The 18481-nt window shown below is 66.5% G+C and carries 16 protein-coding genes; 9 read left to right on the forward strand and 7 right to left on the reverse strand.

Annotation, left to right across the window (positions count from 1 at the left end; genetic code table 11):
- Positions 1-2: 2 nt before the first annotated feature.
- Positions 3-227 carry a twin transmembrane helix small protein gene (locus tag C8C93_RS00665; RefSeq protein ID WP_055398589.1) on the reverse strand — a complete coding sequence of 75 codons (225 nt, stop codon included), beginning with the start codon at positions 225-227 and terminating at the stop codon, positions 3-5.
- A 15-nt stretch (positions 228-242) separates the two neighbouring features.
- On the opposite strand from C8C93_RS00665, the gene C8C93_RS00670 reads away from it, so the two are divergent.
- Genes C8C93_RS00670 through C8C93_RS00690 form a run of 5 tightly spaced genes read left to right on the forward strand, consistent with a single transcriptional unit; the run spans position 243 to position 4419 of the window.
- The gene (locus tag C8C93_RS00670) at positions 243-1028 is read left to right on the forward strand and encodes an SURF1 family protein (protein WP_121505570.1); all 786 of its coding nucleotides are present in this window, start codon (positions 243-245) and stop codon (positions 1026-1028) included.
- Complete coding sequence (locus tag C8C93_RS00675; protein ID WP_121505571.1) at positions 970-1713, forward strand: hypothetical protein; 744 nt, start codon at positions 970-972, stop codon at positions 1711-1713. The genes C8C93_RS00670 and C8C93_RS00675 overlap by 59 nt, the downstream gene beginning before the upstream one ends.
- Positions 1713-2894, forward strand: a complete 1182-nt coding sequence (locus tag C8C93_RS00680) for a heme A synthase (RefSeq protein WP_121505572.1) — start codon at positions 1713-1715, stop codon at positions 2892-2894. The genes C8C93_RS00675 and C8C93_RS00680 overlap by 1 nt, the downstream gene beginning before the upstream one ends.
- Positions 2891-3793 (forward strand): heme o synthase, encoded by a 903-nt coding sequence (gene cyoE / locus C8C93_RS00685; protein ID WP_055398593.1) that lies wholly within the window; start codon positions 2891-2893, stop codon positions 3791-3793. The genes C8C93_RS00680 and cyoE overlap by 4 nt, the downstream gene beginning before the upstream one ends.
- A gap of 8 nt (positions 3794-3801) precedes the next feature.
- The gene (locus C8C93_RS00690; protein WP_121508606.1) at positions 3802-4419 is read left to right on the forward strand and encodes an SCO family protein; all 618 of its coding nucleotides are present in this window, start codon (positions 3802-3804) and stop codon (positions 4417-4419) included.
- Positions 4420-4552: 133 nt separating this feature from the next.
- Here the strand turns inward: C8C93_RS00690 and C8C93_RS00695 are convergent, their stop codons facing one another.
- Together C8C93_RS00695 and rpoH are read right to left on the reverse strand one after the other, a co-directional pair.
- The gene (locus C8C93_RS00695; RefSeq protein WP_121505573.1) at positions 4553-5590 is read right to left on the reverse strand and encodes a tripartite tricarboxylate transporter substrate binding protein; all 1038 of its coding nucleotides are present in this window, start codon (positions 5588-5590) and stop codon (positions 4553-4555) included.
- A 116-nt stretch (positions 5591-5706) separates the two neighbouring features.
- The gene (rpoH, locus tag C8C93_RS00700; protein WP_055398595.1) at positions 5707-6648 is read right to left on the reverse strand and encodes an RNA polymerase sigma factor RpoH; all 942 of its coding nucleotides are present in this window, start codon (positions 6646-6648) and stop codon (positions 5707-5709) included.
- A 714-nt stretch (positions 6649-7362) separates the two neighbouring features.
- Here rpoH and cutA point away from each other — a divergent pair.
- Positions 7363-7710 carry a divalent-cation tolerance protein CutA gene (gene cutA / locus C8C93_RS00705; protein WP_121508607.1) on the forward strand — a complete coding sequence of 116 codons (348 nt, stop codon included), beginning with the start codon at positions 7363-7365 and terminating at the stop codon, positions 7708-7710.
- A gap of 70 nt (positions 7711-7780) precedes the next feature.
- Here the strand turns inward: cutA and C8C93_RS00710 are convergent, their stop codons facing one another.
- The 3 genes from C8C93_RS00710 to ftsY all read right to left on the reverse strand — a co-directional run bounded on the left by C8C93_RS00710 (position 7781) and on the right by ftsY (position 13125).
- The gene (locus C8C93_RS00710; protein ID WP_121505574.1) at positions 7781-8845 is read right to left on the reverse strand and encodes a hypothetical protein; all 1065 of its coding nucleotides are present in this window, start codon (positions 8843-8845) and stop codon (positions 7781-7783) included.
- 112 nt (positions 8846-8957) lie between these two features.
- Positions 8958-11627: an EAL domain-containing protein gene (locus C8C93_RS00715; protein WP_121505575.1), complete on the reverse strand. Its 2670-nt coding sequence runs from the start codon at positions 11625-11627 to the stop codon at positions 8958-8960.
- Between the two features lie 133 nt (positions 11628-11760).
- On the reverse strand, positions 11761-13125 hold the full coding sequence (gene ftsY, locus C8C93_RS00720; RefSeq protein ID WP_121505576.1) for a signal recognition particle-docking protein FtsY: 1365 nt from the start codon (positions 13123-13125) through the stop codon (positions 11761-11763).
- A 27-nt stretch (positions 13126-13152) separates the two neighbouring features.
- Here ftsY and C8C93_RS00725 point away from each other — a divergent pair, with 27 nt between their 5' ends.
- Genes C8C93_RS00725 through rsmD form a run of 3 tightly spaced genes read left to right on the forward strand, consistent with a single transcriptional unit; the run spans position 13153 to position 16664 of the window.
- A complete protein-coding gene (locus tag C8C93_RS00725; RefSeq protein WP_121505577.1) occupies positions 13153-14598 on the forward strand; it encodes a pitrilysin family protein in 1446 nt (481 codons plus the stop codon).
- A 21-nt stretch (positions 14599-14619) separates the two neighbouring features.
- Positions 14620-15975, forward strand: coding sequence for a pitrilysin family protein (locus C8C93_RS00730; RefSeq protein WP_121505578.1), 1356 nt, complete (start codon positions 14620-14622; stop codon positions 15973-15975).
- Positions 15972-16664: a 16S rRNA (guanine(966)-N(2))-methyltransferase RsmD gene (gene rsmD, locus C8C93_RS00735; RefSeq protein WP_121420944.1), complete on the forward strand. Its 693-nt coding sequence runs from the start codon at positions 15972-15974 to the stop codon at positions 16662-16664. The genes C8C93_RS00730 and rsmD overlap by 4 nt, the downstream gene beginning before the upstream one ends.
- A 29-nt stretch (positions 16665-16693) precedes the next feature.
- Here rsmD and C8C93_RS00740 read toward each other — a convergent pair whose 3' ends face one another.
- Entirely contained in the window at positions 16694-18427 is a 1734-nt protein-coding gene (locus C8C93_RS00740; RefSeq protein WP_158603235.1) for a DUF4832 domain-containing protein, read from the reverse strand.
- Positions 18428-18481: the final 54 nt, after the last annotated feature.

An 18481-nucleotide genomic window follows, 5' to 3' on the forward strand; every position in this document is an offset into this window, starting at 1 on the left:
GGTTAGCGGGCGGTTGCCGGCAGGCCAGTAGGCTGGATGTAGCCCAGCTGCCAGGCGACCAGGATACACAGGAACAGCACGATGGAGATCCCCACCCGCACGGCCAGCGCCTTGGCCATGTGGTTGCCCTTGGACTTGTCATCGCGTCCATTGCGCATCATGAAGAACAGGGCGGATGCCAGGCTGGCCAGAATGGCGATGAACGCCAGCACTACGAGGTATTTCATGGAGCACATTATCCCGTGACCACTTTCCGCCGTCCCGCAGACCTGCGTTTCTGGTTGATCACACTCGCCGCAGTGGCGGGCATGCTGGTCACGGCATCGCTGGGCCGCTGGCAGCTGTCGCGCGCAGCCGAAAAAGAGGCGCTTCAGGCCGCGCTGGACGAACGGGGGCGCATGCCTGCCATTGACGGCCGCGCCTTGCTTGCTGCTGCGGTGGCAGATCCATCCTCGAAGGACGCCTCTTCGTTGGTGCACCGTGCCGTGGTTCTGGAGGGGCGGTGGCTGTCGGAGCACACGGTGTACCTCGACAACCGCCAGATGCACGGGCGTCCGGGCTTTTTTGTGGTGACGCCCTTGCAGCTGGCAGGGCAAAGTGGCGCGGCGGTGCTGGTGCAGCGTGGCTGGGCGCCGCGCAATTTCCAGGACCGTACGCGGCTGCCACAGGTGCAGACGCCACAGGATGTGACGGTGCGGGTGCAAGGCCGTGTGGCGCCCGCGCCTTCACGTTTGTATGAGTTCCAGGGCGCCGACAGTGCCCAGGGGTCTTCTCGCATCCGGCAAAATCTCGATCTGGCAGCGTTTCGCACCGAAACCGGTCTGGCGCTTGCCCACCTCACGGTGCTGCAGACGGGCGAAGCAGGCGAGGGGCTTCAACGCGACTGGCCCGTGGTCGGCGCAGGCGTCGACAAACACTACGGTTACGCATTTCAATGGTTCGGGCTCTGCGGCCTGATTGCACTTCTCTATGTCTGGTTCCAAATCGTCCGACGGTTCATTCGCCCGCGCAGCCACCCTGCCGCCTGAAGCCCAGGGGGACCATCCCCTGGGGCTCACCGTGCACACGCTGCCCGAAGCGGCGGGCGCCGTGGCCCTGACGCAGCGCACGCGCCATGGGCGTTTGAAGATGCTGGGCGTGCTGCTCATCTGCGCGGCGCCGGTCATCGCCTCGTATTTCACGTACTACGTCATCCGCCCCGAAGGCCGGCGCAACTATGGCGAGTTGATCAACCCGCAGCGCACCCTGCCGGACCTGAGCGCCACGGCACTCGATGGCCAGGCCGTTCCCCTGGCTTCGCTGAAGGGGCAATGGCTTCTGGTCAGCGTTGCGGGCGCGGCCTGTGATGCCGCCTGCCAGAAGCATCTGTACCTGCAGCGGCAACTGCGCGAAAGTGTGGGCAAGGAGAAAGACCGCGTGGACTGGGTCTGGCTGGTGAACGACGCTACCAGCGTGCCCCCGGAGCTCACGCCCGCATTGCAGAAAGCGACGGTGCTGCGCATGGATGCTGCTGCACTCAATGCGTGGCTTGCGCCTGCCGAGGGGCACCAGATCGCGGACCACCTGTATGTGGTGGACCCCATGGGCAACTGGATGATGCGTTTTCCGGCAGCCATGGATGCGGCAGGCGCGGCCAAGGCCAAGCGGGATCTTGAACGCCTGTTGCGTGCGTCCTCGTCATGGGATGAGGCCGGGCGTCCCGGGAAGCCGTGATGGACACCCCACACCCGCTCTACGATCTGGCGCCCATCGCCCGGCTGATGCTGCTGGGCGTGCTGATTGCGCTCGGGCCGCTCGCCTGGGTGGGCTGGCGCAACCGCAACAGCTCCCCCATGCGGCGCCTGCAGGCACTCACGGTGCTCACCCTGTTCCTGACGTTTGATCTGGTGCTTTTTGGCGCCTTCACCCGCCTGACCGACTCGGGCCTGGGCTGCCCCGACTGGCCCGGATGCTACGGCAGCGCCAGCCCCGTGGGGGCGCGCACCGAAATCGCGGCGGCCCAGGAGGCCATGCCCACCGGCCCTGTGACCCATGGCAAGGCATGGGTTGAAATGATCCACCGTTACCTGGCCACGGGCGTGGGCGTGCTCATCATCGTGCTCACGGTGTCGGCGTGGGTGCAGCACCGCAAGGCCTCGCGTATGGGGGGCGAGCGTCCCCCCATCAGCCCGTGGTGGCCGACCTTCACGCTGTTCTGGGTGTGTCTGCAAGGGGCTTTCGGGGCGCTGACGGTGACGATGAAACTCTTTCCGGCCATCGTCACGCTGCACCTCATCGGGGGGCTGGTGCTGCTGGCGCTGCTGTGTGTGCAGGCAGTGCGCCACACCCAGAGCGCTCAGGGCAAGCTGCCTGTGCGTGTCTCCACCGGGTTGCGCTGGGGCCTGGTGATCACCGGCGTGCTCGTGGCGGTGCAGGTGGTGCTGGGTGGCTGGGTCAGCACCAACTACGCGGTGCTGGCTTGCACCACCTTTCCCACTTGTCAGGGGAGTTGGTGGCCTGCCATGGACTTTGGCCAGGGTTTTCAGGTCTGGCGCGCGCTGGGTATGCTGCAGGACGGCAGCCACATCAGTTTTGCCGGGCTCACAGCCATCCACTATGTACACCGGCTCATGGCTTATGTGGTCCTCTTGGCCCTGGGCATCGTTTGCTGGCGCCTTCGCCAGGCGGGCGTGCTCCGGGTTCAGTCCCGCTGGCTGGCCGCGTTGGCGCTGCTGCAACTGGCCACCGGTCTCTCCAACGTGGTGCTGGACTGGCCGCTGCTGGCCGCCGTGCTGCATACCGGTGGCGCTGCGGCGCTGGTGGTGGTGTTGACCTGGGCCTTGGTGTCCAGCCGCGCGGTGTCCGCGCCGCAAGAGTTTTCCGCGCCTTCGGGTGCATCGAGAGTTTCCGCATGAGTGTTGCTGCCCCCGCCGCTGTTTCTACGCCGTCGCGCATTGCGCAGTTCTATGCGCTGACCAAGCCGCGCGTGGTCCAGCTCATTGTGTTTTGTGCCCTCATTGGCATGGTGCTGGCTGTGCCTGGGCTTCCGTCGGCCTCGCAACTTGGGCTGATGGCCTTGGCCTGTGCCGGGGTGTGGCTGGTGGCGGGCGCTGCCGCCGCCTTCAACTGCATCGTGGAGCAGGGCATCGACGCCAAGATGAAGCGCACCGCCTGGCGTCCCACGGCCAAGGGCCAGCTGTCCAACGCCCAGACGCTGCTGTTTTCTGCCGTGTTGTGTGGTGCGGGGTCCGCACTGTTGTACTTCTGGGTGAACCCTCTCACGATGTGGCTCACGTTCGCCACATTTGTGGGCTATGCGGTCATCTACACAGTGATTCTCAAGCCCCTTACGCCGCAGAACATTGTGATTGGTGGTGCGTCAGGCGCCATGCCGCCCGTGCTCGGTTGGGCGGCCATGACCAACGATGTCGGCCCGGAAGCGCTCATCCTGTTCCTCATCATCTTTCTGTGGACGCCTCCTCACTTCTGGGCGCTGGCCCTGTACCGGGTGGAGGACTACCGCAAGTCTGGCCTGCCCATGTTGCCGGTGACCCATGGCAACGAGTTCACCCGCCTGCAGGTGTTTCTGTACACCCTGATCCTGTTTGCCGGGTGCCTGATGCCGTTCGTCTACGGCATGAGCTCGTGGATCTACCTGGCCGCCGCGGTGGTGCTCAGCGCAGGCTTCTGCGGCTACGGTTTTGCCCTGTGGCGCAACTATTCGGACGCGCTCGCGCGCAAGACCTTCCGCTTTTCCCTCATCCACCTGAGCGCCCTGTTTGCCGCCCTCCTGGTGGACCACTACGTGCTGTGAAGACCGCCATGACCATGCTGAAAAGAAGTGCTCTTAAAACGATAGCTGTTAGCGCTTTATCTATAAGCGCTGCGGGCATTTTTAGTGCCTGTTCCGAGAAAAAGGCAGAGTTTCGTGGCGTGGATATCACCGGTGCGGACTATGCCCGTGACATCCCGCTGACCGACCACAACGGCCAGGCGCGACACCTCAAGGACTTTGCGGGCAAGGTGGTGGTGGTGTTCTTCGGCTTCACGCAGTGCCCGGACGTGTGCCCCACCTCCATGCAAGAGCTGGCCGAGGTGAAGAAGATGCTGGGCAAGGACGGCGACCGCCTGCAGGGCATCTTCGTCACGGTAGACCCCGAACGCGATACGCCGGAAGTGCTCAAGGCCTACATGGCCAATTTCGATCCAAGTTTTCTGGCCCTGTATGGCTCGCCAGAGCAACTGGCTGCGGTCGCCAAGGACTTCAAGATCTACTACAAGAAGGTCGATGGCAAAACGCCCACCAGTTACACCATGGACCACTCGGCGGGCAGCTACGTGTATGACACGGCGGGGCGCCTGCGCATCTACAACCGCTATGGCAGTGGCGCGCAGGCCCTGGCGGCAGACGTCAAGGCACTGCTGGCCGAGGCGGGCTGAGGTTTCTGCGGGCCCGCCAGCCCGCCTGCTGGTTTGACAGCACCTGCAACAAAAAACCCGGGCAGGCGCATCGGCCAGACCCGGGTTGATGTTTGCTAGCAGCAAAGGCGTGCGGCGTTTCCGTCGCGCAGATTTATTCCGCCTTGATGCCGCGCATCGCGATCACGCCGCCCAGCAAGTTGGTGTCGGCCTTCACGCGGTTAGCCAGCCCCTCGGGCGACGAGCCCACCGTCTGCCAGCCCTGCTGGAACAGCTTGCCGCGCACCTCTTCGCTTCGCGCGATTTCGCTGATCAGCGCCGCCAGCTTGGCCTGGATGGGCTTGGGCAGGGTCGAAGGCGCCGCAAAGGCGTTCCAGATTTCCAGGTTGAAGTTGCTGATGCCGGCCTCGGCCAGGCTCGGCACATCGGGTGCCAGCGGGCTGCGCCCGGAAGACGTCACACCAATCGCGCGCAACTTGCCCGCACGCACCTGTGCCTGCGCCAGGGCCGGGGGCAGCAAGGCCATCTGCAACTGCCCGCCCAGCATGGCGGTGGCCACCTGCGGGTAGCCCGGGTAGGGCACATGCACCGGGTTGATGTTGCTGCGCGACTTGAGCAACTCGGTGCCAATGTGGCCCACCGTGCCCACGCCGGGCGTGCCATAGCTCCACTTGTCGCCGCCATTGCGGGCTGCCACAAAGAAGTCGCGGGCGCTGCTGTTGGCGGGCACTCCGGGTTGGCTCACGGGCGCGGTCAGGATCAGGGGCGATGTGCCGATGAGGCTCAGCGGTGCCAGGTCCTTGAGCGGGTCGTAGGGTACGGCCGGGTTCAGCAGCTTGGCAATTGTCATGTTGCCGTTGATCATCAGGCCGACGGTGTGGTCATCACGCGCTTTGGCCACGGCATCAGCCGCAATATTGCCGCCTGCGCCCACCTTGTTTTCCACGATCACCGGCTGGCCCAGGGCCTTGGACAGCGGCTCGCTGAACGTGCGCGCCGTGAGGTCGGGCGAAGACCCGGCCGGAAAGCCCACGATGATCTTGAGCGGCTTGGTGGGCCATGCCAGGGGCGCGGCGGCTGCTGCGGCACCGGGCTTGGCGGCGTTCTGGGCGAGAGCCCAGGGGGAGGCGGCTGCCAGGGCAATCAGCAGCGTAGACGCACGGCGAGAAACAACAGGACGTGACGACAACATGGGAAGGGGTCTCCTCAACAAGAACATTCAGGGGCCAAAACGGCACGGGGCCCCAGAACTGGGGCCCCGTGAGGCAACTTCTGCAGCCGGGGATATTAACCCCGCCGCCCTCAGGCTCAGGCGTACTCCGCCAGCGCCTTCTTCATCTTCTTCATTGCAGCCACTTCAATCTGCCGGATGCGCTCGGCGCTCACGCCATACACAGCTGCCAGCTCGTGCAGCGTCATGCCGCCCGTGCCGTCATCGTTGACCTTGAGCCAGCGCTCTTCCACGATGCGGCGGCTGCGGTCGTCCAGGCTGCCCAGCGCCGTGGCAATGCCATCGGTGGCCAGGGCATCGCGCTGGCGCGACTCGATCATGGCCGTAGGTTCGTGCGAGGCGTCGGCCAGATAGGCAATCGGCCCAAAAGCCTGTTCGCCATCGTCGGAGGGTGCGGGGTCCAGCAGCACATCACCGCCCGACATGCGGGTTTCCATCTCGATGACTTCCTCGCGCTTGACGTTGAGCTGCGCAGCCACCGTGTCGATTTCTTGGTCCGACAGCGTATCGCGGTGCGTGGCCGCATCAGCGGCAGACGCATCGGCCTTGAACCCCTGCTTCATGGAACGCAGGTTGAAGAAAAGCTTGCGCTGCGCCTTGGTGGTGGCAACCTTCACCATGCGCCAGTTTTTCAGGATGTACTCGTGGATCTCGGCCTTGATCCAGTGCATCGCATAGCTCACCAGACGCACGCCCTGGTCGGGGTCAAAGCGCTTGACGGCTTTCATCAGGCCCACATTGCCTTCCTGGATCAGGTCGCCATGGGGCAGGCCATAGCCCAGGTACTGGCGCGCAATCGAAACCACCAGACGCAGATGCGACATCACCAGCCGACCGGCGGCGTCCAGATCGTTGTTGTCCTTGAGCTGCCGAGCGTAGGTCTGCTCTTCTTCGTGCGTGAGCAGCGGCAGGCGATTGACGGCGGAGATGTACGCGTCCAGGTTGCCCAATGGGGGCACCAGCGCCCAGGGGTTGGCGGGCGCCAAAGTCGTCGTAGCGGTTCCAGATTGAATGTTCATTCCGGGAATCCTTTCCTCTAAGCCATGATATTAGCACTCCATAGGACAGAGTGCTAAGCCAGGAGTTCCCCTCCGGTTGTAGGCGATGCCGCCTGCCTGTCGCCTGGACCATCGGCCCAGGAGCCCGAAGGCGCTATGGTTGGATGGTTTTGCTAAGCCATTGATTCAAAAGGGAATTTTATGGCTGTAGAGGCCGCGATGAACGCAGTATTTCGTTGTCAGAGCGTGTTCTGGGTTCAGGGTTCCAGCCCCTTGTAGCCAAGTTTTTTCCGATTGTTGCGACAAATAGAACAGTGTTTTCATGATCTAGGGATGACCTGCATAACTCCCTGCGGTCTGTGATAGCGCGGCCCCGGGCGGTTCGCTGCGTTGCTTTTCTTGCCAATAGCCCGGCTATTGGCTGTCAAGGGACGCCTTGCGGCCCCACCCGATCCGCACTACCACCGCCTCGCGAGGGTTGTGCAGGACATCCCTAGGGACCCTCTGCACGAATCACCGCACCGTGTGCATCTGCGGACTCGGGTGGTCTGCGGTGTTGCAAAACCTCGCAATAGCTACAGCTATTGCTGCGTCTTGCGCCTGGCAGCCCCTCCCGATCCGTAGCGCACACTTACCGCTCGATTCGTGCAGAGGATCCCTGGCGGTTTTCGCGCCGCTGGCATTGCATCCCCCGCTATGGCAGACTGCACCGCCCAACGCCTTCGGGAGACGCGCATGACTGAGCCGACCGCACTTTGCGACATTCTCGTTGTCACTACCACGGTGGCCACCGAAGCGGAAGCGCGGCGGCTGGCGCAACTGGTGTTGCAGGCGCGGCTGGCAGCCTGTGTGCAGGTGGAGCCCATCACGGCCTACTTCCGTTGGCAGGGCGCGTTGCAGGAGGACCGCGAGCTCCGGCTGGTGTGCAAGACCGTGCCCCGTGCGCTGCACCCGCTGCTGGCGCTGCTGCGGGCGCAGCATCCCTATGCGCTGCCGCAGCTGGTCACGCACGCGCTGCAGGGGTCTGCGGAATATGCTGACTGGGTGGATGCGCAGGTGGCCCACGCTACGGTGCTGGCCTGAAGCTTGGGCATTCCCCAGTTTGCGGACGTCTCGGCCGCTGGTACGGGTCGCTCAAACTCTTGGATCGCGATCACACGCTCAGGTCGATCTGCTGCACCGTGCCCGCGCTGCCGTTTTCTCGCAGGTAGATGCTGGTGGAGCGCACGGCGCCCAGGCTGTGGTTGTCCGCCGTGCGCAGGGCGAAGGGCGTTGCCTGGGCGGTGAGTTGCACCGCGCCCACGCCCAGTTCCTCCAGGGTCTGCAGGCTACCGCTGCCATCTGCATTCGGGGTCCACACGCGCAGCTGATGGAAGACCGGGTCGGCCTCATCGATCCAGCCGTTGCTGTCGCTGTCATGCCGGGCCAGTTCTGTAAAGCCGTTGCCCGTGTCCGGGCCGAAGAGTTCCAGGCCGCTGTCGATGCGCGCGTTCTGGTTGGTGTCCAGCGCCAGATAACCCCGGTTGCCAGCGAGCAAGGGCACTTGTTCGGTCTGCCCGTCGCCGTCCAGGTCGAAGGCAAAGCGCAGGTCCTGCAATTGGGCGGCGGTGCCGTCGAAGTTGATGACCAGCGGGTCCACCGCCACGGCGTCGCCCAGCCGCAGGCTCACGGAGGATTCCTCGCGGTAGCTGCGTTGCATATCCAGCTGCAGCGTGAACCGGATTTCCCGGCCATCGGCGGTGCGCACAGTGCCCGCTGCAGCAAACTGGGTGCGCTCGGTTTCTTCCAGCACTTCGCGCTGCTCATAGATCAGGCCAAAGCCCGCGCGCTGGCGCGGGGCTGCGGCCGTGCTGTTCGTTGGGGCCAAGGGGGGCGGGGGAGCTGCGGGCGCGTCAGTGGACTGCGGCCCGGCATAGACGCGGACGAGCACCCCGGTCATGCGTTCGATCAGATCGCGGATCATGGCGAGCTGGGGCGTCAGGCCCTCGTCGCGGGCGCGCTCCGGCAGAGGCTCGACCGAGGTGGTGACCCCATGGGGTGCATGGGCGGCCTGGGCCAGGCGGGCAGCGGTGGAGATTTGCAGCGGCGGTGCCTGGCGGGCGAGGGGCGTGCTGGCGGGGCGGTCGCCCACCCACATTTCCAGGCGGCTTGTCTGGCTGTGCATGCGCGTGGCGACATGCTGGGACTGCATCTGCAGGGTGGACGACTCGATTCTCATGGGGCACCTCCATGGTTTCCACGGAGGTCCGGCGCGGTGCGGGCTGGCGTGGCCCCTGGTTATCGGCACTTCTGCGCGGTACCTTGAATGCAATCCCGATACCGGCCCAAGGTCAGCCGGAGGTGCCTTCCGGGCCCAGCACCTCCCGCGCGACCCGTTCAAAGTCTTCCAGCGCCATCGGCCTGCCAAACAGATAGCCCTGAAACGCCTTGCAGCCGTGCACCAGCAGAAATTGGTGGTGCGCCGCCGTTTCGACCCCCTCGGCGATCACGTCCAGACCCAGGCTGCCGGCCAGCGCGATGATGGAGCGTGCGATGGCCGCGTCGCTGGGGTCCAGCAGCACGTCGCGTACAAAACCCTGGTCAATCTTGATCTGGTCCAGCGGCAGGCGCTTGAGGTAGCTCAAGGACGAATAGCCGGTGCCAAAGTCATCCAGCGAAAAGCCCAGGCCCTGGGCTTTGAGTGCGCGCATGGTGGCGATCACGCTGTCCACGTTGTCCAGCAGCAGGCTTTCGGTCAGCTCCAGCTTGATGTGCGCCGGGTCGGCGCCAGTGCGCTGCAGCAAGGCCAGCACCTGTGTCACAAAGTCTTCCTGCAGAAACTGCCGCGCGCTGACGTTGATGGCCAGGCTCAGGTGGGCCATTGCCGGGTCCAGCCGCCACCGGGCTTGTTGGCGCAGGGCGGTTTCCATCACCCAATAACCCAAGGGCAGGATGAGGCCCGATTCTTCTGCCAGCGGGATGAACTCCGATGGCGGCACCATGCCGTGCGCGGGGTGTTGCCAGCGCACCAACGCCTCTGCGCCGGTAACCCGCCCCTGCGCGTTCACCTGGGGCTGGTACAGCAGCAGGAACTGCGACTGGCGCAGGCCGTTGTGCAGCTCCGTTTCCAGCAGCGCGCGGCGGTTCACGGCCTGCTGCATGTCAGGGTCAAAAAAACGCAGGGTGTTGCGGCCCGCGTCCTTGGCGCGGTACATGGCCATGTCGGCCTGTTTGAGCACCTCGTCCACCGAGTCACGGTGCTCGCGCAGCAGCGTCACCCCGATGCTGGCTGTGAAGTGGTGTTCATGCCCGGCCAGATCGTAGGGCTGGCGCAGCTGGGCCAGGATCAGTTCGCCCAGCGTGCGCGCCTGGGCGGCGGCTTCCGGCGGGTCACTGCTCAGGTTCTGCAGCACCACCACAAACTCGTCGCCCCCCAGCCGGGCCACCGTGTCCTGCTCGCGCACGCAGCCGCGCAGGCGCAGGGCCACTTCCTTGAGCAGCAGGTCGCCCACCTCGTGGCCCCGGGTGTCGTTCAGGGTCTTGAAGTTGTCCAGGTCCACAAACAGCACGGCTGTGGTCAAGCCCGAGCGCGCGCCGCTGGCCAACACCTGCTGCAGACGGTCTACCAGCAGGCGCCGATTGGGCAGCTGCGTGAGGGCGTCGTAGAAGGCCAGGTAGCGGGCCTCGTCCTCGGCCGCCTTGCGGCCCGAGATGTCGATGTCGATACAGAACATCTCCGGTGGGTGGCCTGGCACCCGGATGTAGGCATGGCTGGAGAAGACATGCACGGGCGTACCGTCCTTGCGCTGCAGCTGCAGCTCGCCAGCGGGAATCACCTCGGCCGTGGCGAACATGTGGCGTACGTGTTCACGCACGGCGTCGCGCATGGGGGGCGGAATGATGAGGTCGAGCAGGTTGCTGCCCAGTGCCTCCTCGGCCGTGTAGCCATACAGCTCCTCGGAGGCCTGGTTCCAGTAGCTCGTGGTGCCATCTTCCAGATAGCCTTGCACCGAGATGGACGGGATATTGCGCAGCAGCGAGCGAAAGCGAAGCTCTGACTCGCGCAGCGCACTTTCCGCGCGCTTGCGTTGGGTGATGTCCCGCGCCAGGAAGACCACGGCCGCCTGGCCACCCACTTTCACCCCCAGGGGCTGTGCGCGCCCTTCAAATTGCCGCGTGCCCGAGAGGGTTTGCATCTCGTATTCCACGCTCTGCGTCTGGCCCGACAGCAAGGTGCTGCGGATCAGTTCCACAAATCTGTCGGCCTGCTCTGCGGGCAGCACGTCATGCATCCGCTTGCCCACAAGTTGGGCGGGGCGGGCGGCCAGCGGGGCGTCGTCGGGCGAGAGCACTTCCACATAGCGCCCCTGGGCATCCAGCACCAGCAGAACGTCGGGAATGGCCTGCGCAATGGCCCGCAGCCGGGCGGCCGTGCCGTGCAGTGCGCGTTCGGTGGCCAGGCGTTCTTCCACGTCGTGCAGCAGCAGGCCCAGCGCCACCGTGGCGGGTGTGAAGGTCAGCAGAAAGGGCAGGGCCAGGGTCTGGTTGACGCGCTGAACCACTTCGGTCGGCAGCAGCTGGAACACCGCCAGCACGGCGGTGTGCAACAGCAGTCCGAACAGCGCCAGCGTCACGGGCTCGACCCCCAGGCGCCCACGCGCCCGGCCCTCGCGGTAGACCAGGCCCAGTGCGGTGCACAGTGCGATCACCATCAAGCCCACCTCCGCCCCCGCGCCGCCCAGCCACAGGCGGCCGGTGGCGGCCATGGCGGCGGCGATGCAGGCCACCAGAGGGCCGCCAAACAGGCCTGCCATGCTCAGCACCACCGAGCGGGCGTCAAAGATCACCCCGGGCATCAGCACTACCGGTGTGAGCATGCCCACCACGCAGATGGTGCCAAAAAGAATGCCCGAGAACACCTGCCCGGTGCGCGGATGCTGGCGCCAGACGCGGATGTTGAACCCATGCAGAAAGCACAGCGCCAACAGCAGGGCAACACCTTTGACCAGCTCAATGAACATGGGCCTCCGTGCCTTTCCAGGGGGAAGCCCATCATGGGGGAATAGCCGCAGTTCGTAAACGTGAAAATGGCCCCCGAAGGGGCCATGGATCACGCTGGCGGGGGAAGGGGGCGGCCCGGACCGCCGGGCTGCATCAGGTGAGCAGCGCCTGCGCGAACTCGCGCGCGTTAAAGGTTTCCAGGTCTTCGAGCTTTTCGCCCACGCCGATGAAATACACCGGAATCGGGCGCTCCTGCGCGATGGCGGCCAGCACACCGCCCTTGGCCGTGCCATCGAGCTTGGTCACGATGAGGCCTGTGAGCTGCAGCGCGTCGTCAAACGCCCGCACCTGGGCCAGGGCGTTCTGGCCAGTGTTGCCGTCGATCACCAGCAGCACCTCGTGCGGCGCCGTGGCGTCGGCCTTGGTCACCACGCGGCGGATCTTTTTCAGCTCTTCCATCAGGTGCAGCTGGGTGGGCAAACGGCCCGCCGTGTCCACCAGCACCACATCCTTGCCGCGCGCCTTGCCGGCCGTGACGGCGTCAAAGCTCACGGCGGCCGGGTCGCCGCCTTCCTGGCTCACGATCTCGACCGTGTTGCGGTCGGCCCAGACGCCGAGCTGCTCGCGCGCTGCCGCGCGGAAGGTGTCGGCCGCCGCCAGCAGCACGGCCGCCCCTTCGCCAGCCAAGTGTTTGGTGAGTTTGCCAATCGACGTGGTCTTGCCCGCGCCGTTGACGCCCGCCACCATGATCACCGTGGGGGTGTGTTCACCGATGACCAGGGCTTTTTCGAGCGGGCGCAGCAGGTCGGTCAGTGCGTCGGCCAGCAAACCCTTGACAGCGGCGGGGTCGGTGGCCTTGGCCTCCTTCACGCGGCGCTTGAGGTCGGCCAGCAGGTGGGTGGTGGCCTTGACGCCGGTGTCGGCCATCAGCAGGGCCTCTTCCAGCTCTTCATACAGCGCATCGTCGATCTGCGTGCCGGTGAACACCGTGGTGATGCTGCTGCCGGTTTTGCGCAGGCCGGCCTTGAGGCGATCCAGCCAGCCCTTGCGTTCCGTGGGGGCGGCTGCCGGTGCGGAAGCGGGTGCTAGGGCAGCGATGGCGGGGGCTGCCACCGGCACGGGTGCCGCAGGAGTTGCCTGAACCGGGGCTGCCACCGGCACGGGTGTGGCCGGGGGCGCTGCGGTTGGCACTGGCGCAGGCGGTGGGGCTGGCGCTGTTGCGGGCGTGGGCGCCGGAGCTGCCTCGGGCGCCTTGGGGGCAAACGGGTTGCGCAGCCAGCCAAACGCTGCCGGTGCTGCAGCCGGGGCTTCGACCGGCGGTGGCGCGGGCACAGGTGCTGGTGCGAGCGAAGGGGCCGGAGACGGCGGTTGTGCCGCCGCAGCTGTCGCCGCTGGCACGACCGGGGTGTGGGGAGCGGCAGGCGCCGGAGCGCCGTGCGAAACGGCCGGGGAGGGCGCATCGGACGGTGCAGGCGTCGATGGCGGAGCGGCGGGCTTTTTCTTGAAAAAACTGAACATTGGAGGGTTCTTAGAATCATCCATTCTATGAAACGTGCTTTCACCCTACTGGGCCTGCTGGCCTGCCTCTCGTCCGGGGCTGCCTTTGCGGCAACGCCTCCCGCCTCTCAATCCCCCGCTGCGCCTTCCACCACGCCGTCCGCCACGGCCTCTGGCGCGCAGCAGTTCACGCTCAAGAACGGCATGCAGCTCATCGTGCAGCCCGACCGGCGTGCCCCCACTGCGGTGCACATGGTGTGGGTGCGCGTGGGCTCCATGGACGAGGTGGATGGCACCACGGGTGTGGCCCATGTGCTGGAGCACATGATGTTCAAAGGCACCAAGACGTTGCCGCCGGGCGAGTTCTCGCGGCGTGTGGCGGCTTTGGGCGGGCGCGAAAACGCTTTCACGAGCCGCGACTACACGGGTTACTACCAGCAAATCCCGTCCAACCGGCTCGAAGATGTGATGAAACTCGAATCCGACCGGTTTGCCAACAATCACTGGCCGGATGACGAGTTCAAGAAGGAGCTGGAGGTCGTCAAGGAAGAGCGCCGCCTGCGCACCGAAGACCAGCCCCGCGCCATGCTGGCCGAGCAGCTGTTTGCCGCCACCTTCACCGCATCGCCCTACCGCCGACCGATCGTGGGCTGGATGAGCGACCTGGATGCCATGACACCGAATGATGCCCGCGCCTTCTACCGCCAGTGGTACACGCCCACCAACGCCGCCGTGGTGGTGGCAGGCGATGTGGACGTGGCCCAGGTCCGCGCACTGGCCGAGAAGTATTACGGCAGCCTGCCCGCCCACGCGCTGCCCGAGCGCAAGCCCCGCACCGAGCCCGCGCAGCAGGGCCTGCGCCGCATTGCCGTGAAGGCCCCGGCCGAGCAGGCCTACGTGGCGCTGGCGTTTCGTGCGCCCAGCCTGAACCGTGTGGAGAACCTGACCGAAACCGACCGCGACGCTCTGGCGCTCATGGTGCTGTCGGCGGTGTTCAACGGCTACGACGGCGCGCGGCTCGACCGTGCGCTGACCCAGGGCGAAAACCGCGTGGCCGACAGCGCCAGCAGCGGCGCCATGGTCACGGGCCGTGGCCCCAGCCTGTTCATGCTCAGCGGTGTGCCCGCTGCAGGCAAGACGGCCCAGCAGGTGGAAGACGCGCTGCGCGCCGAGGTCACCCGCGTCGCCCGCGATGGGGTCAGCGAGGCTGAGCTGACCCGCGTGAAGACGCAGTGGATCGCCTCGACCGTGTACGAACGCGACTCGGTGATGAACCAGGCGCAGGAGCTGGGGGGCAACTGGATTCAGGGATTTCCGCTCGACGCCAACGAACGCCTTCTGGAGCTGCTGCGCACCGTGACGCCCGCCCAGGTGCAGGCCGTGGCCGCCAAATATTTTGGCGACGACCAGCTCACGGTGGCCACCTTGCTGCCCCAGCCGCTGGATTCCCCCCGCCCCCGCGCACAGCCCGCACCCGGTGCGTCCCGCCACTGAACCCGCTTTGCGCCCTATTTCATGATTACTATTAAAAACATAGCTGCTCGCGCTTTACTGATAGGCGCTGGAGCCGTTTTTTATTCAAATTCTGCCTGGGCGCTGCTGCCCATCCAGCACTGGACGGAGGGGAACGGCGCCAAGGTCTACCTGGTCGAAAGCCCGGTCATCCCCATGGTGGACGTGCAGATCGACTTTGATGCTGGCAGCCGCCGCGACCCGGCGGGCCAGTCTGGCCTGGCCAGCGCTGTGGCCGCCATGGCCAGCAAGGGCGTGAAGGCCGGGCGCGACACAAGCACCGAACCCGCGCTGGACGAAAACGGCCTGGGCGAGGCCTGGGCCGACCTGGGCGCCAGTTTCGAGGTGGCCGCCGACAACGACAGGCTGCAGTATTCACTGCGCTCGCTCACCGACCCGCCGCTGCTCGACAAGGCCGCCCGTCTGGCCGCGCGCCAGATCGGCGAGCCCAGTTTTCCGGCCGACGTGTGGCCACGCGACCGCGCCCGCTGGAGTGCCAGCATCAAAGAGTCGCTGACACGCCCGGCCACCGTGGCCAACCACGCGTTTGAAGCCGCCGTGTACGGCAGCCACCCCTACGGCGTGCAGACCACCGCAGAGACGCTGGCGCGCATCAGCGTGGCCGACATGCAGGCGTTTCACACCCAGCACATCGGCGCCTGCCGCGCCAAGGTCAGCATTGTGGGCGCCGTGTCGCGCACACAGGCCCAGGCGCTGGTGGCCACGCTGCTGTCGCGCCTGCCCGCCAGCACCGGGTGCGCGCTGCTGCCGCCCGTGGGCGAGATCGCAGCGCTCGCTGCCCCCGCCGAGCAGAACATCCCCTTCACCTCGGCCCAGGCCCATGTGCTGATTGGCCAGCCGGGCTTCCAGCGGCGCGACCCGGACTTTGTGGCGCTGCTGGTGGGCAACCACATCCTGGGTGGCGGCGGTTTTGTCTCGCGCCTGACCAACGAGGTGCGTGAAAAGCGCGGCCTTAGCTACAGCGTCTACAGCTACTTCGCCGTCGGCATGCATGCCGGTGCCTTCACCGTGGGCCTGCAGACCCGCCCCGACCAGGCGGCCCAGGCCGTGAAGGTCTCGCGCGACGTGATCGCGCGCTTCGTGGCCGAAGGCCCCACCGAAGCCGAGCTGCGCGCCGCCAAGGACAACCTCATCGGCGGCTTTGCGCTGCGCATCGACAGCAACAAGAAGCTCCTGGGCAACGTGGCCAACATCGCCTGGAACGAGTTGCCGCTGGACTACCTGGACCAGTGGACGAAGAAGGTCGAAGCCCTTACCGTGGCCGATGTGCGCACGGCCATGGCCAAGAAGCTGCAACCCGAACGCATGGTGACCGTGGTGGTGGGGGGCAAGCCATGAGCCGCTCGACCCTGAAAACCACCGCCATCAACGCCGAGATCCGCAAAGCCCAGGCCGCAGCGGCCACCCCGCCGGTTGCCGCTGGCAAAAAGGGCGCGCCCAAGGACAAGGCCGTTGCCGCAGCAGCGCCCAAGGGCGCGGGGGAAATCCGCATTATTGGCGGGCAATGGAAACGCACCCGCCTGCCCGTGGCCCAGCGCCCCGGCCTGCGCCCCACGCCCGACCGCGTGCGCGAAACGCTGTTCAACTGGTTGGGCCAGGACCTGACCGGCTGGCGCTGCCTGGATGCCTTTGCGGGCACGGGCGCGTTGGGGCTCGAAGCCGCGTCGCGTGGAGCGGCCGCCGTGCAGCTGGTGGAAAGCGATGCCGCTCTGGTGGCCCAGCTGCACACCCTGCAGCAGCGCCTTTCGGCCACGGCCGTGCGCGTGCAGCGTGGCGACGGGATTGCCGCCCTCAAACAGGCGGCGCCCGCCAGCATCGACCTCGTGCTGCTGGACCCGCCGTTTGACAGCGACCTGTTCGTCGCTGCCCTGCAGGCCGCTTCCAAGGCTGTGGCCGCCCAGGGCTTTGTCTACCTCGAAGCGCCCCGCGCCTGGACGGACGAGGAGCTGGCTGCGAGTGGCCTGGTGCTGTACCGCCACCTCAAGGCCGGCGCCGTGCACGCGCACCTGCTTCAGCGCAGCGCCTGAAGCACGCAGGGCCGCAGACCCGTAGCGACCTACCTTTTCAACGTCGCCAGCCGGGCGCTGCCGTCGGCCTCGATGCCCGCCATGTTCCAGCGCAGCGTCTGCGGCAGCCCCGCCAGCGTGGGCTGGCGCACCCAGGCCAGGTGCACCGTGTAGCTGCCCGCAGGTGGGCTCGGCAAGGTCCAGGTGGTGTTGATCTGCGCGGGCACACCCGGAAGAATGGCACGCGCCTGGGCGGTGCTCAGCAGCTCCCGGCTGGCCACCACCTGGCCGGAGCCATCGCGCAGCTGAGCCTGCAGTTGCCAAGGGGTGTAGAGCGGTGCGTTACCCGTGTTGTCCACGCGCACCTGCACCTGCACCGTGCTGGGCGTGGGGGCCGTGACAGTGATGGGCCCCAGCGCAAAGCGGTAGCCCGCCTCGCGCCCCACGGCGGCCAGGTGGGCCTGTTCGGTGCCCGTAAAGCTGGACCACGGCGCGTTCAGGTTGCCATTGCCCACGGTGGAGACATGGATGTCGCGCACCTGCTGCAGCGCGGTGGCGGCGTTGGTCTTGGACTCGCCGGGGCCGAAGGGGCAGAACTCCGCGATCCAGGGGGCGGTCTTCCAGCGGTCCGAGATCTGTGCCCAGTCGCTCGGGCGATCGGTCCACTGCTTCATGAAGCCGTCCTGCGCCAGGCAGTCCCAGCGCAGGCCCACCGGCAGCGTGGTGGTGGTCTGCTGGAAGAACGCGTACTGCAGCGTGTCCAGGTTGGCATGCGGGATGAACATCGCATGCTGCGCATCCGGGAACCTGTCGAAATGCATCTGCGCAATGCTGCGCTTGGTGGCGTTGGAGGCCGGGGTGATGCCTTGGGTTTCCAGGGCCGGTGTGTAGACCACGTTGGTGGTGTTCATGGCCCACTCGCCGTACTGCCCGTACAGGCCCACGTCGATCCAGGCCAGGTCCGACGTGTCGCCCAGCGCGGCGGCCACGGCCTGCAGCAGGGCCTGCATGCGCTCCAGCACATAGGGGTGGTTCCAGTTGGGCACCAGCGTGGGAGGCAATGCGGGCGCGGGCGGGGTGGGGGCGGGCATCGGGGCCGCCCATACACAAGCGGGGTTGGGTGCCGAGCATTGCGGCTGCGCCGTGCCCGCACCGTGCAGGTAGGTGGGCACGTCCAGCGTGTTGGTGCCGTAGCCGCGCATGGCCTGGATGCGAAACGCAAACTGCCGCCCAGCGGCCCGGGCGGCATCGCGCGCGGCCACCAGGTTGCCGAGGGTGTATTGGCCGGGTGTGGTGCCTTCCAGGTCTTTCCAGAGGTAGCGCTGGTAGGCGGCCTGGGGTGGTGCCGATTGTGCGAGCGGCACGTCACCCGGGTCCGAGCGCCACTGGTAGTAGCCCCGGCCGGGGTTGGGGGTCAGGTCGCTGGCGATGGCCAGGGGCGCGAGCAGGGAGTTCACTGAAACCACGCTCCATCCCGCGCCGGGCGGCGGGGGCGCAGGAGGTGGCGGCGGCGGTGGTACCGAGGGTGGCTGCGACGGCGGCGGCGATGGGGGTGGTGCAGACGGGGGCTGCACCGGCGGTGCTGTGGGGGCCGGCGGGGGCGGTGGTGGGGGTTCCGGCGTGGGCCCTGGTGCAGGCGCCGTGCCTGGGGCTGGCGTGGGAGTGGGAGTGGGAGTGGGTGCCTCGTTGGCGTCCCCGCCGCCACAGGCCGCCGCAAACAGGGCGGCCGCCAGGGCCGTGAGCCGCGCCATGCGGACCGGGTGCAAGGTGCTGAAGGTGTTCATGGACGCCATTTTTTGGATGAAATTGGGCTCTAGCGCTTATCTGATAAGCGCTAT

Source organism: Acidovorax sp. 93, from assembly GCF_003633835.1.
In the GTDB taxonomy this organism is placed as follows: Bacteria; Pseudomonadota; Gammaproteobacteria; order Burkholderiales; family Burkholderiaceae_C; genus Acidovorax; species Acidovorax facilis.